General features: G+C 39.4%; 22 protein-coding genes and 1 rRNA gene. 1 reads left to right on the top strand and 22 read right to left on the bottom strand.

The genetic code is table 11. The features are described from left to right. Positions 1-53 precede the first annotated feature (53 nt). The 13 genes from EKC99_RS08925 to metG all read right to left on the bottom strand — a co-directional run bounded on the left by EKC99_RS08925 (position 54) and on the right by metG (position 12,388). Positions 54-1,004, bottom strand: a complete 951-nt coding sequence (locus EKC99_RS08925) for a ribose-phosphate diphosphokinase (RefSeq protein ID WP_009360773.1) — start codon at positions 1,002-1,004, stop codon at positions 54-56. 17 nt (positions 1,005-1,021) lie between these two features. Further along, the gene (glmU, locus tag EKC99_RS08920) at positions 1,022-2,398 is read right to left on the bottom strand and encodes a bifunctional UDP-N-acetylglucosamine diphosphorylase/glucosamine-1-phosphate N-acetyltransferase GlmU (protein ID WP_009360774.1); all 1,377 of its coding nucleotides are present in this window, start codon (positions 2,396-2,398) and stop codon (positions 1,022-1,024) included. Positions 2,399-2,582: 184 nt separating this feature from the next. Then, positions 2,583-2,873: a septation regulator SpoVG gene (spoVG, locus tag EKC99_RS08915; RefSeq protein ID WP_003398210.1), complete on the bottom strand. Its 291-nt coding sequence runs from the start codon at positions 2,871-2,873 to the stop codon at positions 2,583-2,585. Between the two features lie 89 nt (positions 2,874-2,962). Beyond that, the gene (locus EKC99_RS08910; protein WP_004888532.1) at positions 2,963-3,343 is read right to left on the bottom strand and encodes a RidA family protein; all 381 of its coding nucleotides are present in this window, start codon (positions 3,341-3,343) and stop codon (positions 2,963-2,965) included. Positions 3,344-3,377: 34 nt separating this feature from the next. Beyond that, complete coding sequence (purR, locus tag EKC99_RS08905) at positions 3,378-4,202, bottom strand: pur operon repressor (RefSeq protein ID WP_163151502.1); 825 nt, start codon at positions 4,200-4,202, stop codon at positions 3,378-3,380. Positions 4,203-4,214: 12 nt separating this feature from the next. Beyond that, on the bottom strand, positions 4,215-5,081 hold the full coding sequence (gene ispE / locus EKC99_RS08900; protein WP_026011756.1) for a 4-(cytidine 5'-diphospho)-2-C-methyl-D-erythritol kinase: 867 nt from the start codon (positions 5,079-5,081) through the stop codon (positions 4,215-4,217). A 127-nt stretch (positions 5,082-5,208) separates the two neighbouring features. Then, the gene (gene veg, locus EKC99_RS08895; RefSeq protein WP_009360777.1) at positions 5,209-5,478 is read right to left on the bottom strand and encodes a biofilm formation stimulator Veg; all 270 of its coding nucleotides are present in this window, start codon (positions 5,476-5,478) and stop codon (positions 5,209-5,211) included. Between the two features lie 212 nt (positions 5,479-5,690). Further along, a complete protein-coding gene (yabG, locus tag EKC99_RS08890) occupies positions 5,691-6,569 on the bottom strand; it encodes a sporulation peptidase YabG (protein ID WP_163151500.1) in 879 nt (292 codons plus the stop codon). 73 nt (positions 6,570-6,642) lie between these two features. Then, on the bottom strand, positions 6,643-7,530 hold the full coding sequence (gene rsmA / locus EKC99_RS08885) for a 16S rRNA (adenine(1518)-N(6)/adenine(1519)-N(6))-dimethyltransferase RsmA (RefSeq protein WP_163151498.1): 888 nt from the start codon (positions 7,528-7,530) through the stop codon (positions 6,643-6,645). Beyond that, positions 7,523-8,095 carry a ribonuclease M5 gene (gene rnmV, locus EKC99_RS08880; RefSeq protein WP_163151496.1) on the bottom strand — a complete coding sequence of 191 codons (573 nt, stop codon included), beginning with the start codon at positions 8,093-8,095 and terminating at the stop codon, positions 7,523-7,525. Before rnmV ends, rsmA begins: the two co-directional genes overlap by 8 nt. Positions 8,096-8,156: 61 nt before the next feature. Beyond that, positions 8,157-9,350, bottom strand: a complete 1,194-nt coding sequence (locus EKC99_RS08875) for a resuscitation-promoting factor (protein WP_163151494.1) — start codon at positions 9,348-9,350, stop codon at positions 8,157-8,159. 204 nt (positions 9,351-9,554) lie between these two features. Then, positions 9,555-10,322: a TatD family hydrolase gene (locus EKC99_RS08870; protein WP_163151492.1), complete on the bottom strand. Its 768-nt coding sequence runs from the start codon at positions 10,320-10,322 to the stop codon at positions 9,555-9,557. A gap of 116 nt (positions 10,323-10,438) precedes the next feature. Then, positions 10,439-12,388: a methionine--tRNA ligase gene (gene metG / locus EKC99_RS08865; protein WP_163151490.1), complete on the bottom strand. Its 1,950-nt coding sequence runs from the start codon at positions 12,386-12,388 to the stop codon at positions 10,439-10,441. Between the two features lie 489 nt (positions 12,389-12,877). On the opposite strand from metG, the gene EKC99_RS08860 reads away from it, so the two are divergent. Beyond that, positions 12,878-13,168 (top strand): transition state genes transcriptional regulator AbrB, encoded by a 291-nt coding sequence (locus tag EKC99_RS08860; RefSeq protein ID WP_171335231.1) that lies wholly within the window; start codon positions 12,878-12,880, stop codon positions 13,166-13,168. A gap of 34 nt (positions 13,169-13,202) precedes the next feature. Here the strand turns inward: EKC99_RS08860 and rsmI are convergent, their stop codons facing one another. From rsmI to rrf, 9 genes are all read right to left on the bottom strand, one after another. Beyond that, positions 13,203-14,069 (bottom strand): 16S rRNA (cytidine(1402)-2'-O)-methyltransferase, encoded by an 867-nt coding sequence (gene rsmI / locus EKC99_RS08855; protein ID WP_021095964.1) that lies wholly within the window; start codon positions 14,067-14,069, stop codon positions 13,203-13,205. 6 nt (positions 14,070-14,075) lie between these two features. Beyond that, positions 14,076-14,810 carry a tRNA1(Val) (adenine(37)-N6)-methyltransferase gene (locus tag EKC99_RS08850; protein WP_021095963.1) on the bottom strand — a complete coding sequence of 245 codons (735 nt, stop codon included), beginning with the start codon at positions 14,808-14,810 and terminating at the stop codon, positions 14,076-14,078. 55 nt (positions 14,811-14,865) lie between these two features. After that, positions 14,866-15,213: a DNA replication initiation control protein YabA gene (gene yabA / locus EKC99_RS08845; RefSeq protein ID WP_021095962.1), complete on the bottom strand. Its 348-nt coding sequence runs from the start codon at positions 15,211-15,213 to the stop codon at positions 14,866-14,868. Between the two features lie 15 nt (positions 15,214-15,228). Then, entirely contained in the window at positions 15,229-16,056 is an 828-nt protein-coding gene (locus EKC99_RS08840; protein ID WP_021095961.1) for a PSP1 domain-containing protein, read from the bottom strand. Further along, the gene (holB, locus tag EKC99_RS08835) at positions 16,049-17,047 is read right to left on the bottom strand and encodes a DNA polymerase III subunit delta' (protein ID WP_009360789.1); all 999 of its coding nucleotides are present in this window, start codon (positions 17,045-17,047) and stop codon (positions 16,049-16,051) included. The genes EKC99_RS08840 and holB overlap by 8 nt, the downstream gene beginning before the upstream one ends. 10 nt (positions 17,048-17,057) lie before the next feature. Next, a complete protein-coding gene (gene tmk, locus EKC99_RS08830) occupies positions 17,058-17,687 on the bottom strand; it encodes a dTMP kinase (RefSeq protein ID WP_009360790.1) in 630 nt (209 codons plus the stop codon). Position 17,688: 1 nt separating this feature from the next. Continuing rightward, positions 17,689-19,113, bottom strand: a complete 1,425-nt coding sequence (locus tag EKC99_RS08825) for an aminotransferase class I/II-fold pyridoxal phosphate-dependent enzyme (RefSeq protein WP_019418064.1) — start codon at positions 19,111-19,113, stop codon at positions 17,689-17,691. Positions 19,114-19,193: 80 nt separating this feature from the next. Then, complete coding sequence (locus EKC99_RS08820) at positions 19,194-19,376, bottom strand: sigma factor G inhibitor Gin (protein WP_019418065.1); 183 nt, start codon at positions 19,374-19,376, stop codon at positions 19,194-19,196. 136 nt (positions 19,377-19,512) lie between these two features. After that, positions 19,513-19,586, bottom strand: a 5S ribosomal RNA gene (gene rrf, locus EKC99_RS16135); the annotation flags it as partial.

Below are 19,586 nucleotides of genomic sequence, written 5' to 3'. Positions count from 1 at the left end.
CCTATTTTAGAATCGCTCATAGCTTCCCCTAAAATAGGAAGGTCTAAACGCCATTAATCGAACAATGCGCTAATCGATTGTTCTTCGTGTACACGAATAATTGCTTCACCGATAAGCGGAGCAACAGATAGCTCTACAATTTTATTCATTTTCTTTTCTTCAGGAATCGCAATTGTATTCGTTACGACAAGCTCTTTAATTTTCGAGTTTTGAATTCGTTCAATCGCTGGACCCGATAAGACAGGGTGCGTACAACATGCATACACTTCTTTCGCCCCATGCTCAGCTAACGCATTTGCTGCTAAAGTAATTGTTCCAGCTGTATCAATAATATCGTCCACTAAAATCGTCGTTTTCCCTTGCACATTACCAATAATGTTCATCACTTCTGCCACATTTGGTTTTGGACGGCGTTTGTCAATGATGGCAATAGGCGCTTTTAGGCGATCTGCCATTTTCCGTGCGCGCGTCACACCGCCATGGTCTGGAGAAACAATCACAATATCATCAAGTTGTTTTTCTTTAAAGTAATCTGCTAAAATCGGAACACCCATTAAGTGATCGATTGGAATATCAAAAAATCCTTGAATTTGTGGTGCGTGCAAATCAAGTGTAATGACGCGGGAAGCACCTGCTGTTTCTAATAAATTGGCAACCAATTTTGCAGTGATCGGCTCGCGAGAACGGGCTTTCCGATCTTGACGAGCATATCCGTAGTACGGCATAACGATATTAATTGTTTTAGCAGACGCTCGCTTTAATGCGTCAATCATAATAAGTAGTTCCATCAAATGTTCATTTACAGGGGCGCTTGTTGATTGAATAACATAAACATCGCAACCACGAATACTTTCTTCAATGTTAATTTGAATTTCCCCGTCGCTAAAACGAGAAACGGAACATTTTCCTAGTTCAACACCAATGACTTTTGCGATTTCTTGGGCTAAAATCGGATTCGAATTTAACGAAAATAACTTTAAATTAGAATTCAAATACTGAGACATGGGTAAGTAAACCTCCATTAGGATTTTTTCTTTTCTTGTAGACGTTCAACATAATTTTCTTTATTTGTTTGCCGAGCGCGCGCAATAGCTAAAGCGCGGTTAGGTACATCATCGGTAATAGTTGAGCCAGCTGCTACGTATGCTCCGCTTCCTACAACGACAGGGGCAATCAAGTTCGAGTTGCAACCGATAAACGCACCATCTTCAATTTTTGTCACATATTTATTTACCCCATCATAATTTACCGTAATCGTACCACAACCGATATTTACATCAGCCCCTACTTCAGCATCTCCGATATAGCTTAAGTGCGATGCTTTACTTCCATTTCCAAACGTCGCTTTTTTAATTTCAACGAAGTTTCCGATTCTCACATCGTCGCCAATTTTAGATAGCGGACGAATGTGGGCAAATGGACCGATCGTTACATCTTTGCCTACTTCGCTGTCATGTACAACAGAATGACGAATCGATGTATTGTCACCAATACGACTATTTTTAATTTCGCTATTCGGTCCGATAATGCAATTTTCACCAATTACCGTATAGCCTTCAATCCATGTCCCAGGATAAATGATCGTATCCTGTCCAATGTGCACATCAGGTGCTATATACGTATGCTCAGGATCAATGATTGTCACACCATTTGCCATATGTTGTCGGTGAATGCGCATACGCATAATTTTTTCTGCTTGCGCAAGTGCAATGCGGTCATTCACACCTAACGTTTCTTCAAATATTGGCGTTTCGTACGCTGAAATGATTTCGCCTTGTTTTTTCAAAATTTCGATGACATCTGGTAAATAATATTCCCCTTGCGCATTATCGTTCGACACTTTCGTAAGCGCTTCAAATAGCGCACGATTATCAAAACAATACGTTCCTGTATTAATTTCACGAATCATTCGCTCTTCTTCTGTTGCATCTTTATGTTCTACAATTTTTTCGACATGTCCATCTTGATTGCGGACAATGCGACCATATCCAGTTGGATCTTCTGCAAGGGCGGTTAAAATGGTTGCTTTCGCTTTCGTCTGTAAATGATGTTGTAAAAGCGCTTCCATCGTTTCTGAGGTGATCAGTGGTGTATCTCCGCAAACAACGAGAGTCACACCATCTTTATCAGCTAAATGAGGTGCTGCTTGCATGACAGCATGTGCTGTCCCAAGCTGTTGTTCTTGAATGACGTACTCACTTTGATTGCCGAGTTGTTCTTTGACTCGTTCTGCTCCAAAACCAACAACTGTAATTAATCGATCGACATGTAACGTAGAAATGGCATCTACTACATGCTGTACCATCGGCTTCCCACAGACAGGGTGTAACACTTTATAAAGCTTCGAACGCATACGCGTCCCCTGTCCAGCCGCTAAAATGATCGCATATCGTTTCATCGTAAGGCCTCCATACCTCTCTTTATCCATATTGAATATATATCAATTATGTATGTATTTCAAGGAAACATTGTCATCTACCAAAAAAATTCATCATTTTCACTATATGTTCTTTACTAATAGAATGAACATTATTTTCATATGAAAAGGACCCTTTTTTAACGAAAGGGTCCTCTGTTATGATTTACGAAGCACCTGCTTCTTCAAGCTCTTTTTCCAACTCACCAGCACGGTGATATTCAGCTAAAACAGCTTCTTGAATTTTCCCGCGGGTTGTTGAGTTAATTGGATGAGCGATGTCACGGAATTCCCCGTCAGGAGTACGCTTGCTTGGCATTGCGACAAACAAGCCGTTATTGCCTTCAATCACGCGGATATCATGAACGACAAATTCATGATCCAACGTAATCGAAGCAATCGCTCTCATACGTCCTTCGGTATTCACGCGGCGTAATCTCACGTCAGTCACTTCCATTCTGTTCACCACCTTTTCCCTATATAAGAACTTAAGTGAATTTATTCCACGTCGTTTTTTATTTTCCTGCTAACATGAAAAAAATTTTTTTACGATTGTTTGACAAGCGCAACGACTTCGATTTCAATTAACGCATCTTTCGGTAAGCGGGCAACTTCAACAGCGGAACGCGCTGGTTTATGATCGCGAAAATATTGTCCATATACTTCATTCATCGCTGCAAAATCATTCATGTCTTTTAAAAACACTGTTGTTTTTACAACTGTTTCTAAAGACGCTCCTGCCGCTTCAAGTACGGCTTGTAAGTTTTTGAATACTTGATGCGTTTGTGCTTGAATGTCCCCTTGTACCATTTCCCCTTCCGGCGTTAAAGCAATTTGCCCAGAGCTGTAAAACATATTGTTAACGATAATACCTTGGGAGTATGGTCCAATCGCTTGTGGAGCTTGATTTGTGTGCACAACTTTCATGTCTCTTCCTCCTGTATGTAAAAATCATTTATTTTTATTTGACAAAATGAAAGTAGTTTCCTTCTTCTACGGTAATTTGTTTTTCTTTGACATTCACAGACGTGAGTTTCACAAGGGAAACATATTCATCAACGAGTCGTTCTTCTGCTTCTTCTGACTCAACGAGCACACCAATGCCAACAACGTTTGCACGAAACTCTGAAAGCAAACTAATCATACCGTTAATTGTTCCGCCAGCTTTCATAAAATCATCAACAATTAAGACGTTTGCTCCTTCTCTTAAACTCCGCTTAGATAAAACCATCGTTTGAATGCGTTTCGATGAACCGGACACGTAATTGATGCTGACCATTGATCCTTCCGTTACTTTACTATCGCGACGAATAATGACGACAGGTACATTTAAAAAACTTGCAACTGCATAAGCTAACGGAATTCCTTTTGTAGCAACCGTTACAACAAAATCAATATGTTCATGCGCAAACGCAGAAGCATATAGACGCCCAATTTGGTTGACGATGCGCGTATCACCGAGCAAATCCGTCATGTACAAATACCCCCCTGGTAATAATCGCTCAGGGTCTGCTAGGCTTGTACATAATTGCTGAATAAACTGTTTTGCTTCTGCTTCCGACATTTTCGGGACATATTGCACTCCTCCGGCAGCCCCAGGGAGCGTGCGCAATAAACCGATTCCTTGTTGTTCAAACGTTTGCTTAATAATAGCTAAATCTTCACTAATAGACGATTTTGCTGATCCATATCGCTCTGCAAAAAAAGTCAGCGGTACAAGTTGATGTGGGTGATAAAGCAAATAGTGCGTCATATCCACAAGCCGACTGCTTCGCCTTAATTTCATGTGATAACCTCCTTATTGTTCGTGCCTTTCCCCGATTAATCGAACAGCATATACGTGTTCACAAAAACCCCGCAACCCGTTATATACACGTTGCAAACGCGAATCGTGTTGAACAAGGCCGAATACGGTTGGACCACTGCCACTCATTAACGATACATCTGCTCCAAAACGCTTCATTTGTTCTTTAATTTGAGCTACTTCCGGATGCATGTTTAATGTGACACTTTCTAGTACGTTCCCCGCAAGTGCACAAATTTTTTCGTAATTTTTCTCTTTAATGGCCGCAACCATTCCATCTACATTCGGATGATCAACGGATTGTAAATTTAAATTGCGATACACATCCGCTGTTGATACTCCGATTGTGGGCTTAGCTAAAATGACCCAACTTGGCGGAGGGGCAGGAATATGTTCAATTTTTTCCCCACGTCCTGTTGCAACCGCCGTTCCCCCATATACACAAAACGGAACGTCCGAACCGATCTCTGCGCCAATTTCAGCAAGCTCATCTAAACTTAAACCTAACCCCCAAAGCTTATTTAATCCGCGCAACGTTGCAGCTGCATCGCTACTCCCACCCGCAAGACCTGCTGCAACAGGGATGCATTTCGTAATAGAAATGGCTACGCCGCGACGAACGCCAAACTTTTCTTTTAACAATTTTGCAGCTTGATATGCTAAATTTCGTTCATCATCCGGTACAAAACGATTGTGGGAGATAATTTGAATCTTATCACAATATAAATCCGCTAACTCTACACGGTCAGCTAAGTCAATTGTCGTCATCACCATTTTGACTTCATGATAACCGTCCGGACGCTTATGTAAGACATCAAGAGATAAATTAATTTTCGCTGGTGCTTTCACTAACAACCTCAACCTGTTCACCTACTTTTCCGACTTCAAACTCCTATCGACATTTTACCACAAAAAATAGTGAACAAATACGTGCCTTTTCAATAGCTACAAAAAAAGAGACAACCGATATAGGTCGCCTCCTTCACTATCATGAATGTGAGCTGCTCATCGCTACTTGTTCGTCATCGAAAAATGTAAGCTGCACCGTCTCTGTCAATACGTCTGCATAACTATATGATACACGTTCAAAAGCGTTTTCTTCTTGATCGAGTTCAACGACAAATACGGACGGATATGTTTGGGCCAACACGCCGCAACGCTCGATTGTCTTTCGACGCCCACCGTTCGCTTTCAACGTCAATCTTTTACCGAGATTCGAATCCAACACTTTTTTAATTTCCGACAATGTTTTTCCCATCGTATCCACCTCACTATTACGTAGTATAACAAACAGAAATGAATAAGTCAAAAAATAAGAATTATATCAACAAAAAATATTTTATGTCAATACTTTTGTTTTTATTATGGACAATAATAAAAAAAATTATGTATAAAAAGTGTTAAAAAACAAAATCATATTGCCTTATCTTGTCTTTTTACCACAACGGCAAAAAGACAAGAGGCATTTGTTTATGTTTGCTCAGCAATCGTCCGAAACGGCATTCCTGTTCGCAAAACGCCTCGCGTTTCAACACCGCCAAGCCCTTTTTCTCCCGTTAATGTATTTCTTAGCACATCCCATACATTGACACGATCCATAAAAGGAGTAAAACTAATACGTGAAACAATATATACAGGGTCAAGCGCATGAATATTGACGCGTGCAGGCGAGCTAGCAAAGTTCGCACCTGCTCGAATAAGCGATTCGAAATGAGATTGACAAGCCCCAGCGAAAATGACGAGTTGATCGAGATTCGGAATTTTTTTGCGTGCCTGTCGCACCGTTTGCACAAAATATTTCGAATGACGATACGCTTTTAAATCATCCACCGATCCTTTTGATTTTGAATATGCATCATGCCCAGTGACAACTAAAATATCTGGACGCACTTGTTCAAGTAGCGGAATAATCCGATCAGGCATGTCTGTTTCGTGACAATGAACACCATATACCGGAACACCAATTCGTTCATACAACTGCATACATTTTCGTAAATAAAGCGGGTCTCCATCGATATGAAGCACTCGTCCTGGCAGTTGGAAAAAATCCATTTTCACTTCGTATCCACCAGTCGCTTCATATTCGCTTTTTTCCCGCAACAATCGATAATCTTGACGCAGTAATTTATAACATTGCTCAATATGTTGTTTCTCTTTTTCTTCCCGCTTCTTCTTTTCTCGCTCATCAATAACAACTAAATCGGAAAATGGAGCGTCCGCTATAAGTCGAACGTCTTCTCCATATAAAATTGCTTCTTTTTCTCCTTCTTTTTCTTTTATATCAATGACTCGAAACAAAATATCATATTCATACGATTTTCGCGCAACAATGTCACCAATTTGAATCATACACGCCCGCCCTTTCATCTGTTTTGTTTGTAACATATGCAACGAGAAGATCGAACGTGTAAAAAAAGAGGCTTTAAGCCTCTTGTGAAAAACTGTCGTATAGTCGCTCGCTCAAAAGAGCAAATTCAGCGATAGTAAGCGTTTCTCCTCTTCGCTTCGGATCAATATGAGCAGCTTGAAGCGCCTTTTCAATTTCATCTTTTTTCTGTTTACCGCCTGGTAAGTGGCTCATTAAATTGTTTAAAATCGTTTTACGCCTTTGCCCAAAACTTGCACGAACAACAGTAAAGAAAAAATCTTCGTTCGACACAGCGACAGCAGGTTGTTCTCGCTTCAATAAACGAATGACTGCAGAATCTACATTCGGCTTCGGTACAAATACAGTTCGTGGCACATGCATGACCGTTTCCGCTTGCGTATAATATTGAACAGCAATCGTTAAGGAACCGTAGTCTTTCGTTCCAGGCTTTGCCGCCATGCGCTCTGCTACTTCTTTTTGCAACATAACAACCATTCCGCGAATAGGTAAACGATCCGTTAACAACTTCATAATAATCGGTGTCGTGACGTAATATGGTAAGTTGGCAACAACCACAATATCTTCTACATCCGCTAACTGTTCCGATATCACTTGTTGAACGTCAGCTTTTAAAATATCTTGGTGAATAACGGATACGTTTGAATACGGGGAAAGCGTATCCGCTAAAATAGGAAGAAGCCGCTGATCAATTTCGAATGCGACTACTTTTTTTGCTCGCCGCGCTAATTGTTCTGTAAGCGCCCCAATTCCCGGTCCAATCTCGATGACACCTGTTCGCTCAGAAAGCTGAGCAAAATCAACAATACGATGTAAAATATTCGGTTCAATTAAAAAATTTTGTCCAAGGCTTTTTTTAAACGAAAAGCCGTATTTCGCTAAAATTTCTTTTGTACGCGTCGGTGTAGCAATATCTTTATACATGTTCTTCCTCCTGCATCACTTGCTTCATCGCTTCCACAAACTGTTCTTTTGAAATTTGAAACATTTGTAACCGTTTATGCAATTGTTTTCCATTTGTATATCCGATTTTTAATAGTTTACCTAACCTTTCACGACGAGCACGCGCTAGCGGCCCCCCGATTAATCCTGCATCGACAAGCTGCTGAAATGAAATCTCTTCTTGCGGATCGATCATTTCTTCGTACACACTTAAAAGCGCTGTGCGAATCGCTTCAATGGAGGCATGTTCAACGCCGAGCCCTTTTCCGTGTTTGCCTCTCGCTTCTTCGCGCGTCAAAAATGCGTGTTTACATCCTGGCACACGCTCAGCAATTGTTTTACGAATTTTTTCTCCTGGGTAATCAGGATCCGTAAAAATAATCACTCCTCGCTGTTGCTGGGCTAAACGAATACGCTCGATCGTCTCATCATTAATCGCTGCTCCGTTCGTTTCAATCGTATCTGCATCTACCGCGCGGCGAATCGCCACCGTATCGTCACGTCCTTCGACTACGATAATTTCTTTAATTTTCATAAAAACCTCCATCTATCCATTTATCTTCACTCATTATAACGAAAAAAACAGAGGATCGCGAAATCCTCTGCAGTTATTTTAAAATTTTAATTTTCACACGCTTTGTTCCCCAACGATAAGCGGTCGATTTATCTGGGAAAAATACGTCAATTTTATATCCTCTTACATTCGCTCCTGTATCTGCAGCAACAGCATATCCGTACCCCTCAACGTATACCTTTGTTCCAAGCGGGATGACACGCGGATCGACGGCAATTACCTTGGCGTTTGGATTTGAACGTAAATTTACGCCTGTTGCGGTCGTTCCAGAACAACCACCACAATACGCTGTATATGCTGTGGCAATCACATAAAGTTCTTCAGCTACCTCACCACTTCCACGGGAAGCTAATATTCTTGGAGCTTGTTTTGTTCCAATCGCAACAATACGATTTTTACTTTGTTTAATCGTCTCTGTTTTAATAAGCTTGCGCGATACTTCTTTTCCGTTTTCTAAAATCACTTCATATTGCTTTGCGACAAGCCCTTTTTCCCCTTCGCTAATGACCTTTTGTTTCCCTTTTTCTAATTGGGCATCTTTCTTTTTTACAACAGTATAATTGACTGGTTCTTCCACTACATCGGTGACTTTTTCAACTCGAACAATGTTTATTTTTGTGTTTGGTTGAATCATGTCATTCAATTTTGGTTGAACGCGATCCAGCTCTCGTAATGTAATATGTTGTTTAGCTAAAAAGTCAGCGACCGTAGTCGAAGTAGACCAAACTTGTTGCTGTTTGCCGCCGTCATTTACCGTAATCGGAAACGCTTTACTTATCACTATTTTCATGTTGTCTTTCACTTTTTCGTCGACGTTTGGTGATATTTCATCATAATCACGAAGCTGGATTTGCTGAATATGCAATACATCCTTCACCGTTTTCGCCGTCGTCCTTAACCTCTTTTCTACCCCATCAACGACTAATACAATCGGCTTGCTTGCTTCCCATTTCACCGTTAAATGATCAACAATTTTAGTTTTCGGGGAAGGAGATATAAAATCGTCTTGTTTTAACTGAATATTTTGTTCTTTTAGTAACTCAGCAACCGTATTTGCATGCGTACGCACTTTTTCCTCTTTTCCGTTTGCATACAACGTCACCGTCTCTTTTGTCCATTCATAGCTAGCATATCCCGTCATGCCAGATAAGGCTAAAAACCCTCCAGTAGCAAGTGCAATCTTCTTTTTTGATGTGGATTGCAATAATTTTTTTACATACGTAATCAAAATAAAAACGCCTCCTTTTCCGATAGATGATCGCGACGACCCTCCCTTTCTATGAAGCTTATTATCTATTATTCAAAATATTCTTTCATAAGGGAAGGAAGACTTGTCGACAAGCTTATTGTATGCTTGCAAAAAAAGTTGTAGAACAATCTCGTTTCATCTTTTCTTTAGACAAGTCTTCCTAATCATCGACACGATTCTCTATCAAACGATGCCGAATAATCGCTTCGCATTGTCGGACGTTTTTTGGGCGACTTCTTCAAAAGATAACCCTTTTAATTCAGCGATCGCTTCAGCAATATATTTGACGTAGCTCGGTTCATTCCGTTTTCCTCGAAACGGATGTGGCGTTAAATACGGACAGTCCGTTTCAATAAGTAACCGATCAAGCGGAATTTCTTTTGCCACTTCTTTCGGTTTTTTTGCATTTTTAAACGTCACAGGACCGCCAAATGAAATATAAAAATTCATATCCATGCATTGTCTTGCCACTTCTATACTTCCGCTAAAACAATGCATCACGCCTCCGACTTCCTCAGCACGTTCTTCTCGTAAAATATCAACAATATCGGCTGTTGCATCGCGATTATGTATAATAATCGGCAACTTCACTTTTTTTGCTAAACGAATTTGTTTTCGAAATACTTCTTTTTGTACGTCTTTCGGCGATTGATCCCAATAATAATCAAGCCCCATTTCACCGAGCGCTACAACTTTCGGATGCGCAGCTAAACGTTCAATCATGACAAGATCTTCGTCAGTCATATGAATCGCATCGACAGGGTGCCATCCAACAGCTGCGTAAATAAAGGGATATTTTTCTGCTAGCTCCATTGCCCGTTGAATGGTTGGTCGATCAAAGCCAACGACGACAATATGTGACACACCTTCTGCACGTGCTCGTTCAATCACTTGTTCAACATCTTCGCTAAATTGTGTCGCATTTAAATGTGCATGTGTATCAAATAACATATAACCCCTCTTTTCTTCCGATGTTCAGTTTACCACACAATCCCGTTACATAAATCACAGCTATATAACAATTACATTACAAAATAGAAACAAAGAGGTGTTTTTACAACACCTCTTTACTTCACTTTTGCTCCATTTGGAAGCGATTCATCCACTGTCGCCAATGACAATACTCCATCTTTTTCCCCTGCTAAAATCATGCCTTGTGACAGTTCTCCGCGCAATTTCACAGGCTTTAAATTCGTCACGCAAATGACTTTTTTCCCAATTAAATCTTCCGGTTTATAATGTTTTGCAATACCTGATACAACTTGTCGCTTTTCATAGCCTAAGTCCAGTTGCAATTTAAGCAAGCGATCCGCTTTTGGGATTGGCTCAGCATGAATCACTTGTGCGACGCGTAAATCGACTTTCATAAAATCATCAATCGTAATTTCTTCGCTCTTCTCTTCATTTTGTTCCTGCTTTTCTTCTACGTTTGCTGATGTCCCGCTCATTTGTGTTTGAATATATTGCACTTCTTCTTGAACGTCTAAACGTGGGAACAGTGGAGCTCCTTTTTCAACCGTTCGCTCTTGTTGTGAAGCACCAAACGTTTGTAAGCTGTCCCAGCTCATTAATTGCTCATCTTGAATGCCAAGTTGAGCAAACATTCGTTTTGGCGTTGCTGTTAAAAACGGTTGCAATAAAACAGCTACATAACGAAGAGACTCCGCTAAATGCGACATGACGGAAGCTAACTGTTCACGCGCTCCTTCGTCCTTTGCCAATACCCATGGTTGCGTTTCATCAATATATTTGTTCGTGCGGCTAATAAGCTGCCAAACAGCTGTTAAAGCTTGTGAAAATTGCATTTGTTCCATCGCTTCTTCATACTGTTTAACAGTATCATATGCCGTTTGCACAAGTTGTTCATCAAATGAGGTATGCGTGCCACGATATGCAGGAATACGGCCGGCAAAATATTTTTCGATCATTGCTACAGTTCGATTAAGCAAATTACCTAAATCGTTCGCTAAATCATAGTTTATGCGCTCGACAAAACCTTCTGGTGTAAACACACCGTCTGAACCAAACGGCACTTCACGAAGTAAATAATAACGTAACGCATCTAAGCCATATCGATCAATTAACGTAACTGGATCAACAACATTTCCTTTCGACTTCGACATTTTTCCGTCTTTCATAAGCAACCAGCCGTGCGCAAACACTTTTTTTGGAAGCGGAAGATCTAAAGCCATTAACATAATTGGCCAATAAATCGTATGGAAACGAACAATTTCCTTTCCAACGAGGTGAACATCAGCCGGCCAATACGTTTTATATTTTTCATCATTTTCTGTTCCATACCCTAAGGCAGTAATATAGTTTGACAATGCATCAATCCATACATAAATGACATGTTTCGGGTCGCCCGGAACAGGAATGCCCCAATCAAACGTTGTCCGTGACACAGCTAAATCCTCTAAGCCCGGCTTGATAAAGTTATTAATCATTTCATTTTTGCGCGATTCCGGCTGAATAAATTGCGGATTTTCTTCATAGAACGCTAATAAACGATCGACATATTTGCTCATCCGGAAAAAATATGATTGTTCTTTTACTTTTTCTACAGGACGTCCACAATCTGGACAATTCCCTTCGACTAATTGTCGCTCAGTGTAAAACGATTCACACGGAGTACAATACCATCCTTCGTATTCGTCTAAATAAATATCCCCTTGTTCTAAAAGACGGACAAAAATTTTTTCAACAACTTGTTTATGGCGCTGTTCTGTTGTACGAATAAAATCGTTATAAGAAATATCTAGTTTTTTCCAAAGTTCTTTAATTCCCGCAACAATTTCATCGACATACTGCTGTGGAGTAACTCCTTTTTCCTCTGCTTTTCGTTGAATTTTTTGACCATGTTCATCTGTTCCTGTTAAATACATCACATCATAGCCGCGCATCCGCTTATATCTTGCCATTGCATCGCCAGCTACCGTCGTATAAGCGTGACCGATATGTAATTTATCGCTCGGATAATAAATGGGTGTGGTGATATAAAACGTCTTTTTCGTCACTTGTACCCCTCCTTGTTGCACGTTTAGTAGAAACGCTCTCGCCCAAAGGACGAGAGCGATTGCATATTTGTATTCTTGATCAATACATCTATTCCTCTTATCTCACCAAAATATACATAAAAATAGAGAGCGCTGTCAACTATTCGACATAGCATTGTCGACAAATCATATATTTTTGTCGAATTTTGTCGAAAATATATCGATAAATTTGTCGAATTTGTGTTGAATTTTGTCGAATAATATTTATAATAAGGTTTGTATCGTCTTGAAAAGTAGTTAAAAACTGTTATGCATCTCTTGTCAAATCATTCGGATTTTGTCATTTCAGCTATCATTTTGTCGAATTTTATATGCAGCGACATGTAAATCATACATTTTTTTAAATCATTGCATATAAAAGGATTGACGCTTAATGGAAAAGTTGTTATGATAAATCCATAGAGATTTTGTCGAATATTGACGAAAAAAGATGAAAAGAAGGAGAGGAGAATAAAGATGAAATCAACAGGTATTGTTCGTAAAGTTGATGAGTTAGGTCGTGTTGTTATTCCAATCGAATTGCGCCGTACATTAGGAATCGCAGAGAAAGATGCGTTAGAAATTTATGTAGATGATGAGCGCATCATTTTGAAAAAATACAAACCAAACATGACTTGCGTAGTAACTGGGGAAGTATCTGACGACAACTTTAAGCTTGCAGATGGAAAAATCATTTTAAGCAAAGAAGGCGCAGAAACGTTATTACAAGAAATTCAAAACCTTCTTCAACAATCAAAATAAAAAGTTTCTCTAGACTTTTCTAGAGAAACTTTTTTTACTTATGATACGCCTCATACACATCCCGCTTCGGTAATTGGCGATCTTTTGCTACTTGTTTAATCGCTTCTTTCGATGTATATTGCTTCGCTTCTATATAATAATTTACATGTTCAACAATAGTTAAATCATTCCACCATATCGGTTCTTCATCATATATGTGATTTCCTTCAACAAGAAGACAAAACTCTCCGCGAACTTCATGATGTTCTGCCCAATGCATCACTTCTTCTATCGTTCCGCGAATAAACTGTTCAAATTTTTTCGTTAGCTCGCGCGCCACAGCCATTTGTCGATTGCCAAATATATGATACATGACCGTTAACGTTTCTTGAAGACGATGCGGCGCTTCGTAAAAAATAAGCGTATCTTTTATATGTTTTAATTGCTCCAGCTCTTTTTTCTTTTCTTTCTTATGCCGCGATAAAAAACCATAAAAATAAAAATGATTTGTCGGTAATCCAGAGGCTGTTAACGCGGTAATGGCCGCATTCGCACCAGGAAGAGGAACAACTTTACATTGTGCACGTAACGCTTCAACTACAAGCTCATGGCCTGGGTCGGAAATCGTTGGCGTTCCAGCATCACTCACTAAAGCGATATGTTTCCCTTGTAATAGAGAAGCAATAATATGCTCTCCTCGCGATTGTTTATTATGTTCATGGTAACTAACAAGCGGCGTATGAATATCGAAATGATTAAGCAATTTCTTCGTTTGCCGTGTATCTTCAGCCGCAATGAAATCTACTGTTCGTAACGTTTCAATCGCACGCAACGTGATGTCTTCTAAATTGCCGATCGGCGTCGGGACGATGTACAAAATTCCTTTTTCATCTTCTTCAATAAAACTTTTTTGTTCGTTCATCTCATCTCATTCCCCGTATAAAATATGTTTTAACTCGCTCGTATACTCTCCATTTTGTTCGTATACAAAGAGAGGAGGTAATATTTTCAACCCTTTATTGCCGTCTTTCGTTCCTTCAATTAAAATGGTGTTCGCTTCCTTTCCCTGTTTTGGATAAACAAAACGCAACCGTTTCGGTTCTAAACGATATTGTCGCATAAACGTAACGATATCTAACAACCGCTCAGGGCGGTGAACGAAAGCGGCCTTTCCACCTTGTTTGAGCAATTGACTGCTTACGCGAATGACATCTTCTAACGTGCAGTAAATTTCATGGCGCGCAATCGCGAAATGTTCATTTTTATTCATTTCTTCTTCGTTTGGTGTTGGGAAATACGGAGGATTGCACGTCACAACATCAAACTTACTATACCCAAGATGAGCAGGCATATCTTTAATGTCACCGTGAATGATTTCAATTTGCTCCTCTAATTTGTTGTATTGTACGCTTCGTTTCGCCATATCATAAATTTTTTCTTGAATTTCTACCCCAATCATTTTCCCTTTCGTTCGTTTGCTTAACAATAGTGGAATGACTCCATTCCCTGTACATAAGTCAACTAAATTTCCTTTTTGAATCGGAACGTATACAAAATTGGCCAACAACACCGCGTCAAGTGAAAAAGCAAATACGGATGGACTTTGAATAATTTTCATATCTTCTGCTAGCAAATAATCGAGTCTTTCATCCTCACGCAACATATACAATCCCTCTTTCTACGACAAAATAGCCTTTCCAGACCATTCGTCAGAAAGGCTATTTTTTATTTAAAAATGACAAACAAAATAAACAATCCCCATCGGTCCGTAAACTTCCGTAATGTACATTGCAAATGTGAAAGCCTTCTTGGTACAGACGAGCTAAGTTGTCGTATCCTTCACCAATATCAACTAATTTTTCTTTCGTTTGTTTTTTGCCTTGTTCGACTTTTCGCTCAGACAACTGTTCGAGCCGTCTGCGCAAATGATCATTTTCAACTTGGAGGCGATGATTTTCTTCAATTAACTCTCCAAGATAGCTTTTCAACTCACCTAGCTGTTTATATAAATGAGCAATTTGTTCCTCGATGCTCGTTACAGATTGGAAAATCTCTTTTTTATTCACGCGCCATCCACCCCATCACTCTGTGGCTTGAGTAGGAAGAACTTTTTCCTTTAATAATTCGTCAATCGTATACTCAACGACCCGATCTTTTTCGACTAATTCCACTTGTAACACTCGTTCTAAAATATTCAATCCAACGACTTTTCCTAATCCGAGAGGAGTTTCAATCATTTCACCTAAATCCGGCAACTGTTCTTTCGCTGTCTCGTATTCATCATTTTCATATTTTAAACAGCACATTAATCGGCCGCATAACCCTGATATTTTTGTCGGATTTAGCGATAAATTTTGATCTTTCGCCATTTTAATGGAAACCGGATCGAAGTCACCTAAAAATGTCGAACAGCAAAGCATGCGCCCGCATGGCCCGATACCGCCTAACATTTTCGCTTCATCACGCACACCAATTTGTCTCAGTTCAATTCTCGTGCGAAAAATGGCTGCTAAATCTTTAACAAGCTCGCGAAAATCAACGCGTCCATCAGCCGTAAAATAAAAAATGATTTTATTGCGGTCGAATGTATACTCGACATCGACAAGCTTCATTTCCAGCCCGTGTTCTTCTACTTTTTTTAAGCAAATGTCGTATGCTTCTTCGGCTGCCTTTTTATTTTCCTCTACAATAAGCTTATCTTTTTGATCAGCCATGCGAATCACTTTTTTCAATGGCAAAACAATATCTTTTTCATCAACTTGTTTTTTAGCGACAACAACCTTTCCAAATTCAATGCCGCGAACGGTTTCAACAATGACATAATCACCGTTTGAAATCGGTAAATCTCCAGGATCAAAATAATAAATCTTTCCTGCTTTCTTAAAACGAACGCCTACAACTTCATACAAATGCAGATCCCTCCCGCAACTGCAATACTAACTGTTCCATTAAAAGCTGCGGATTCATATTCGTATGCAACCGCGCTTTTGCTTGTAAAATGGCCTTCATATGTTGAGCAATTTGCTTTTCAGAATAAAGAAAACGCGACCGCTGAAATTCATTTATGCAATCACTGTATGCAATTTGTTGTTCTTCCCCTAGTAACACATATAATAAATCTTTATATAAATATAATAATAAATCTAACCCTATGCTCATTTGTTCTTTATTCGTAAAATGGCTAAGCCAATGTTGCTGAATGACGAGCAACGCTTGGACATATTGCTTGTTTAATGCTTCATATAATTGTATCACTATTTTTCGTGCTTGTGCAAACCAATCATCTTGACTTAACTGAAATGCTTCTTGCACATTATTTGTTACTCTAGCAGCTAATATCGCTAACTCTCGTGGTACACCTTGTTTTTGTAAATGAGCGTATATTTGTTCTGTCGGTAATTTGCGAAAAGAAATCACTTGACAACGTGAAACAATCGTTGGAAGTATGCGATGTAATTGCTCTGTTAATAAAATCGCCACCGTTTTTGCTGATGGTTCCTCTAAAAATTTTAACAAGCTATTCGCAGCTTGAACGGTCATTTGATCAGCATGCTCAATGATATATAGCTTACGATTCGATTCAACAGCCGTTTTTGTAAACTCCTCTTGCAGCTGCTCAATTTGTTGCTTTTTAATTGAATTTCCATCTGGCACAACGAGATGAACGTCTGGATGATTACCAGATTGAATCCGCCGACAATTCACACATGTTTCGCAAGGGTCATCATGTACATTTGTTAAACAAAACAAACGCTTTGCAAATAAAAGAGCCGCTTCCTTTTTTCCTGTCCCTTTTTGTCCTTCAAATAAGTATGCATGAGCCACTCTGCCTTTTCTTATACTGTTGACGATCATTTTAGCTACATGTGGTTGATTTGTTTCGAGCATTTTCCATGACATGACGATCCTCTCACTTTCTTAACAAAGGCTCTATAAGCGCCCACACGTCTTCAAACACTTTTGTTACAGATTGCGTAGCGTCTACTTTTTTTATGCGATTTGGAAAACGATCTAATAACATCATATATCCATCACGCACTCGTTCATGAAACGCTAGTTCCTCTAAATCAAGTCGATTCACTTCTCTTAATCCATTTTCGCGAATACGCGCTAACCCAAGCGCTGGATCAATATCAAAATAAATCGTTAATGTTGGCATCCAATTTTCAATCGCAAACTCATTAATAGCCAATATCTCATCTATTCCTAAACCACGCGCGACCCCTTGGTAAGCAAGCGAACTGTCAATAAAGCGATCACAAAGAACCATTTTCCCTTCCTTCAATGCAGGAATCACTTTTTCAACTAAATGTTGTCGTCTCGCCGCTGCATAAAGTAAAGCTTCTGTTCGTGCATCCATTCGATCATTATTAGGATGCAAAATGACGGAACGAATTTGCTCGGCGATATCGATCCCTCCCGGCTCACGTGTTGCGACAACATCAACGTGTTGCTTAGTTAAATAATCCGTTAACATGCGAACGATCGTTGTTTTTCCTGCCCCCTCAGGACCTTCAAATGAAAAAAATAAGTAGTTCATCTTAAGCCTCCTCAAAAACTTCGATACAATTTCCTTCTATATCTGTTTGAAAATATGCGCCCGTTTGCTTCAAATATTGAATAAGCTCAACATGTTGCCTTGTCACAATTTCCCCAATAAGTAAAATAGGAATTCCGGGTGGATAAGGGACAACCATTTGAGCACAAACACGTCCGATTGCATCATGAAGCAGCACTTGTTTTGTTTTCCTACCTTTAATCCATTCATAACTCACAGCTTGACAATGCTTTGGTAGTTGAAATTGTACATGTTCGTTTTGTCGTTCGCTTCGAATACATTGTAGCGCATGTTTTATTCGCTCTATAATCATTTGAAATGTTTTGATTTTCGCAAGCGGATAAACAAGTAATACGTTATATGGGTCAGCCATTTCTGTAAAAATTCCGTTTCTTTCTAATATCTGCTGCAACTCGTAACCTGAATGTGCACTGCGCGTTTGTAACGTAACCTTTAACAAATCCGTTCGAATAAGGGGATGCCGTGATTCCACCACATGAATCGCTTCAATTGTTCGCAACTCTTGCTTAAATAATTGAATTTGTTCAACCATTTCATCAATCGTTTCACGTGTCTGTTGCGCAACATAAGCGCGAGCCAAATCAAGCGAAGCCATAATTGGATAAGATGGGCTGCTTGTTTGAAAAACTTGCAAAAAGTATCTTAACGTACGTTCATTTATAAGCTCACTATTAAAGTGCAAAAAAGATCCCATGGTCATAGCTGGAAGTGTTTTATGGGCCGATTGTACAACAATGTCTGCTCCACATTCCACAGCTGATTTTGGAAAAGGTTCCCCAAGCACAAAATGAGCTCCATGTGCCTCATCCACTAACACAGGTATGCGATAAGAATGGGCCAATTGAATAATTTTCGTTAAATCAATAGACATCCCATAATAGTTTGGATTTGTTAAAATGAGCGCAGCGGCATCTGAATGCTCACGCAATGTATGATCAATTGTTTCAAACGACACAAAAGACATCACTCGAACATCTTCATCAAATTCCGGGGAAATAAAAATAGGTGTTGCTCCAACGAGATGTAGTGCATGTAAAATAGATTTATGACAATTACGTTGTACAATGACTTTTTTGTTTTTTTCACATGCAGCTGTAATCATCGCTAAATTACCGGCAGTAGAACCATTAACTAAAAAATACGTCCGTTTTACCCCATATAATTTTGCCGCTAATTGTTGTGCCTGTTCAATCGCTCCCGTTGGATGATGTAAATCATCTAAATGTGAAAGTTCCGTTACATCTAAATGTAGCAATGGTGCAAAAGAAAAAAGAGCTTTTTCATAAAAAACAGCTCCATATTTATGCCCTGGTACGTGAAATGAAATCGGTTGTGTCGAGGCATGTTCACATAAAAGTGTATATAGAGGTGTTTTCGTTTGATCCATCTTTATTCGCTTCCTCGCTCGTTGTTTTTATATATTTATATTAAAATAAAACAGGCCCTAATCATAGTAGGGGCCTTTTGTTATGAATATATTTTATTCTCTCCTATTTTTTTCAGCCGATCAACGTAAAATTTGTATTTTTCATCATTTGTCTCCGTTTGAATGAGATCGTTATGACAATCCATGCATATAAAATGATGAAAAACATGAATTCCTTTTTTATTTTGCCCATCACATACAATACAAGTTTCTTTATAAGACATTTGTTCTCCACCTCCCGCTAACAGTTTTCCCAGTTTCATATAACAATATACTTCGAAACGAATCATTTTGTGCGGGAGTATAAAGAAAGCAATGAGCTAAAAAAGACCAAGACTAAATCGTCTTGGTCTTCTCTTTGCCCGGCAACGTCCTACTCTCGCAGGCGGTGTCCCGCCAACTACCATCGGCGCTGGAGAGCTTAACTTCCGTGT

The organism is Anoxybacillus sp. MB8 (assembly GCF_011006755.1).
In the GTDB taxonomy this organism is placed as follows: domain Bacteria; phylum Bacillota; class Bacilli; order Bacillales; family Anoxybacillaceae; genus Anoxybacillus; species Anoxybacillus gonensis.
The sequence above is the reverse complement of the archived record's forward strand: the minus strand, read 5'-3'. Positions and strand labels throughout refer to the sequence as shown.

Bases quoted from the DNA above. Each gene is read 5' to 3' on its own strand.
- EKC99_RS08925 (WP_009360773.1), bottom strand. From the start codon at position 1,004: ATGTCTCAGTATTTGAATTCTAATTTAAAGTTATTTTCGTTAAATTCG.
- EKC99_RS08825 (WP_019418064.1), bottom strand. From the start codon at position 19,113: ATGGATCAAACGAAAACACCTCTATATACACTTTTATGTGAACATGCC.
- tmk (WP_009360790.1), bottom strand. From the start codon at position 17,687: ATGAACTACTTATTTTTTTCATTTGAAGGTCCTGAGGGGGCAGGAAAA.
- rnmV (WP_163151496.1), bottom strand. From the start codon at position 8,095: ATGGAGGTTTTTATGAAAATTAAAGAAATTATCGTAGTCGAAGGACGT.
- veg (WP_009360777.1), bottom strand. From the start codon at position 5,478: ATGGGAAAAACATTGTCGGAAATTAAAAAAGTGTTGGATTCGAATCTC.
- rsmA (WP_163151498.1), bottom strand. From the start codon at position 7,530: ATGTATAAAGATATTGCTACACCGACGCGTACAAAAGAAATTTTAGCG.
- purR (WP_163151502.1), bottom strand. From the start codon at position 4,202: ATGAAATTAAGGCGAAGCAGTCGGCTTGTGGATATGACGCACTATTTG.
- glmU (WP_009360774.1), bottom strand. From the start codon at position 2,398: ATGAAACGATATGCGATCATTTTAGCGGCTGGACAGGGGACGCGTATG.
- EKC99_RS08910 (WP_004888532.1), bottom strand. From the start codon at position 3,343: ATGAAAGTTGTGCACACAAATCAAGCTCCACAAGCGATTGGACCATAC.
- holB (WP_009360789.1), bottom strand. From the start codon at position 17,047: ATGTCATGGAAAATGCTCGAAACAAATCAACCACATGTAGCTAAAATG.
- EKC99_RS08820 (WP_019418065.1), bottom strand. From the start codon at position 19,376: ATGTCTTATAAAGAAACTTGTATTGTATGTGATGGGCAAAATAAAAAA.
- spoVG (WP_003398210.1), bottom strand. From the start codon at position 2,873: ATGGAAGTGACTGACGTGAGATTACGCCGCGTGAATACCGAAGGACGT.
- EKC99_RS08870 (WP_163151492.1), bottom strand. From the start codon at position 10,322: ATGTTATTTGATACACATGCACATTTAAATGCGACACAATTTAGCGAA.
- yabG (WP_163151500.1), bottom strand. From the start codon at position 6,569: ATGATTCAAATTGGTGACATTGTTGCGCGAAAATCGTATGAATATGAT.
- rsmI (WP_021095964.1), bottom strand. From the start codon at position 14,069: ATGAACGAACAAAAAAGTTTTATTGAAGAAGATGAAAAAGGAATTTTG.
- EKC99_RS08850 (WP_021095963.1), bottom strand. From the start codon at position 14,810: ATGTTGCGTGAGGATGAAAGACTCGATTATTTGCTAGCAGAAGATATG.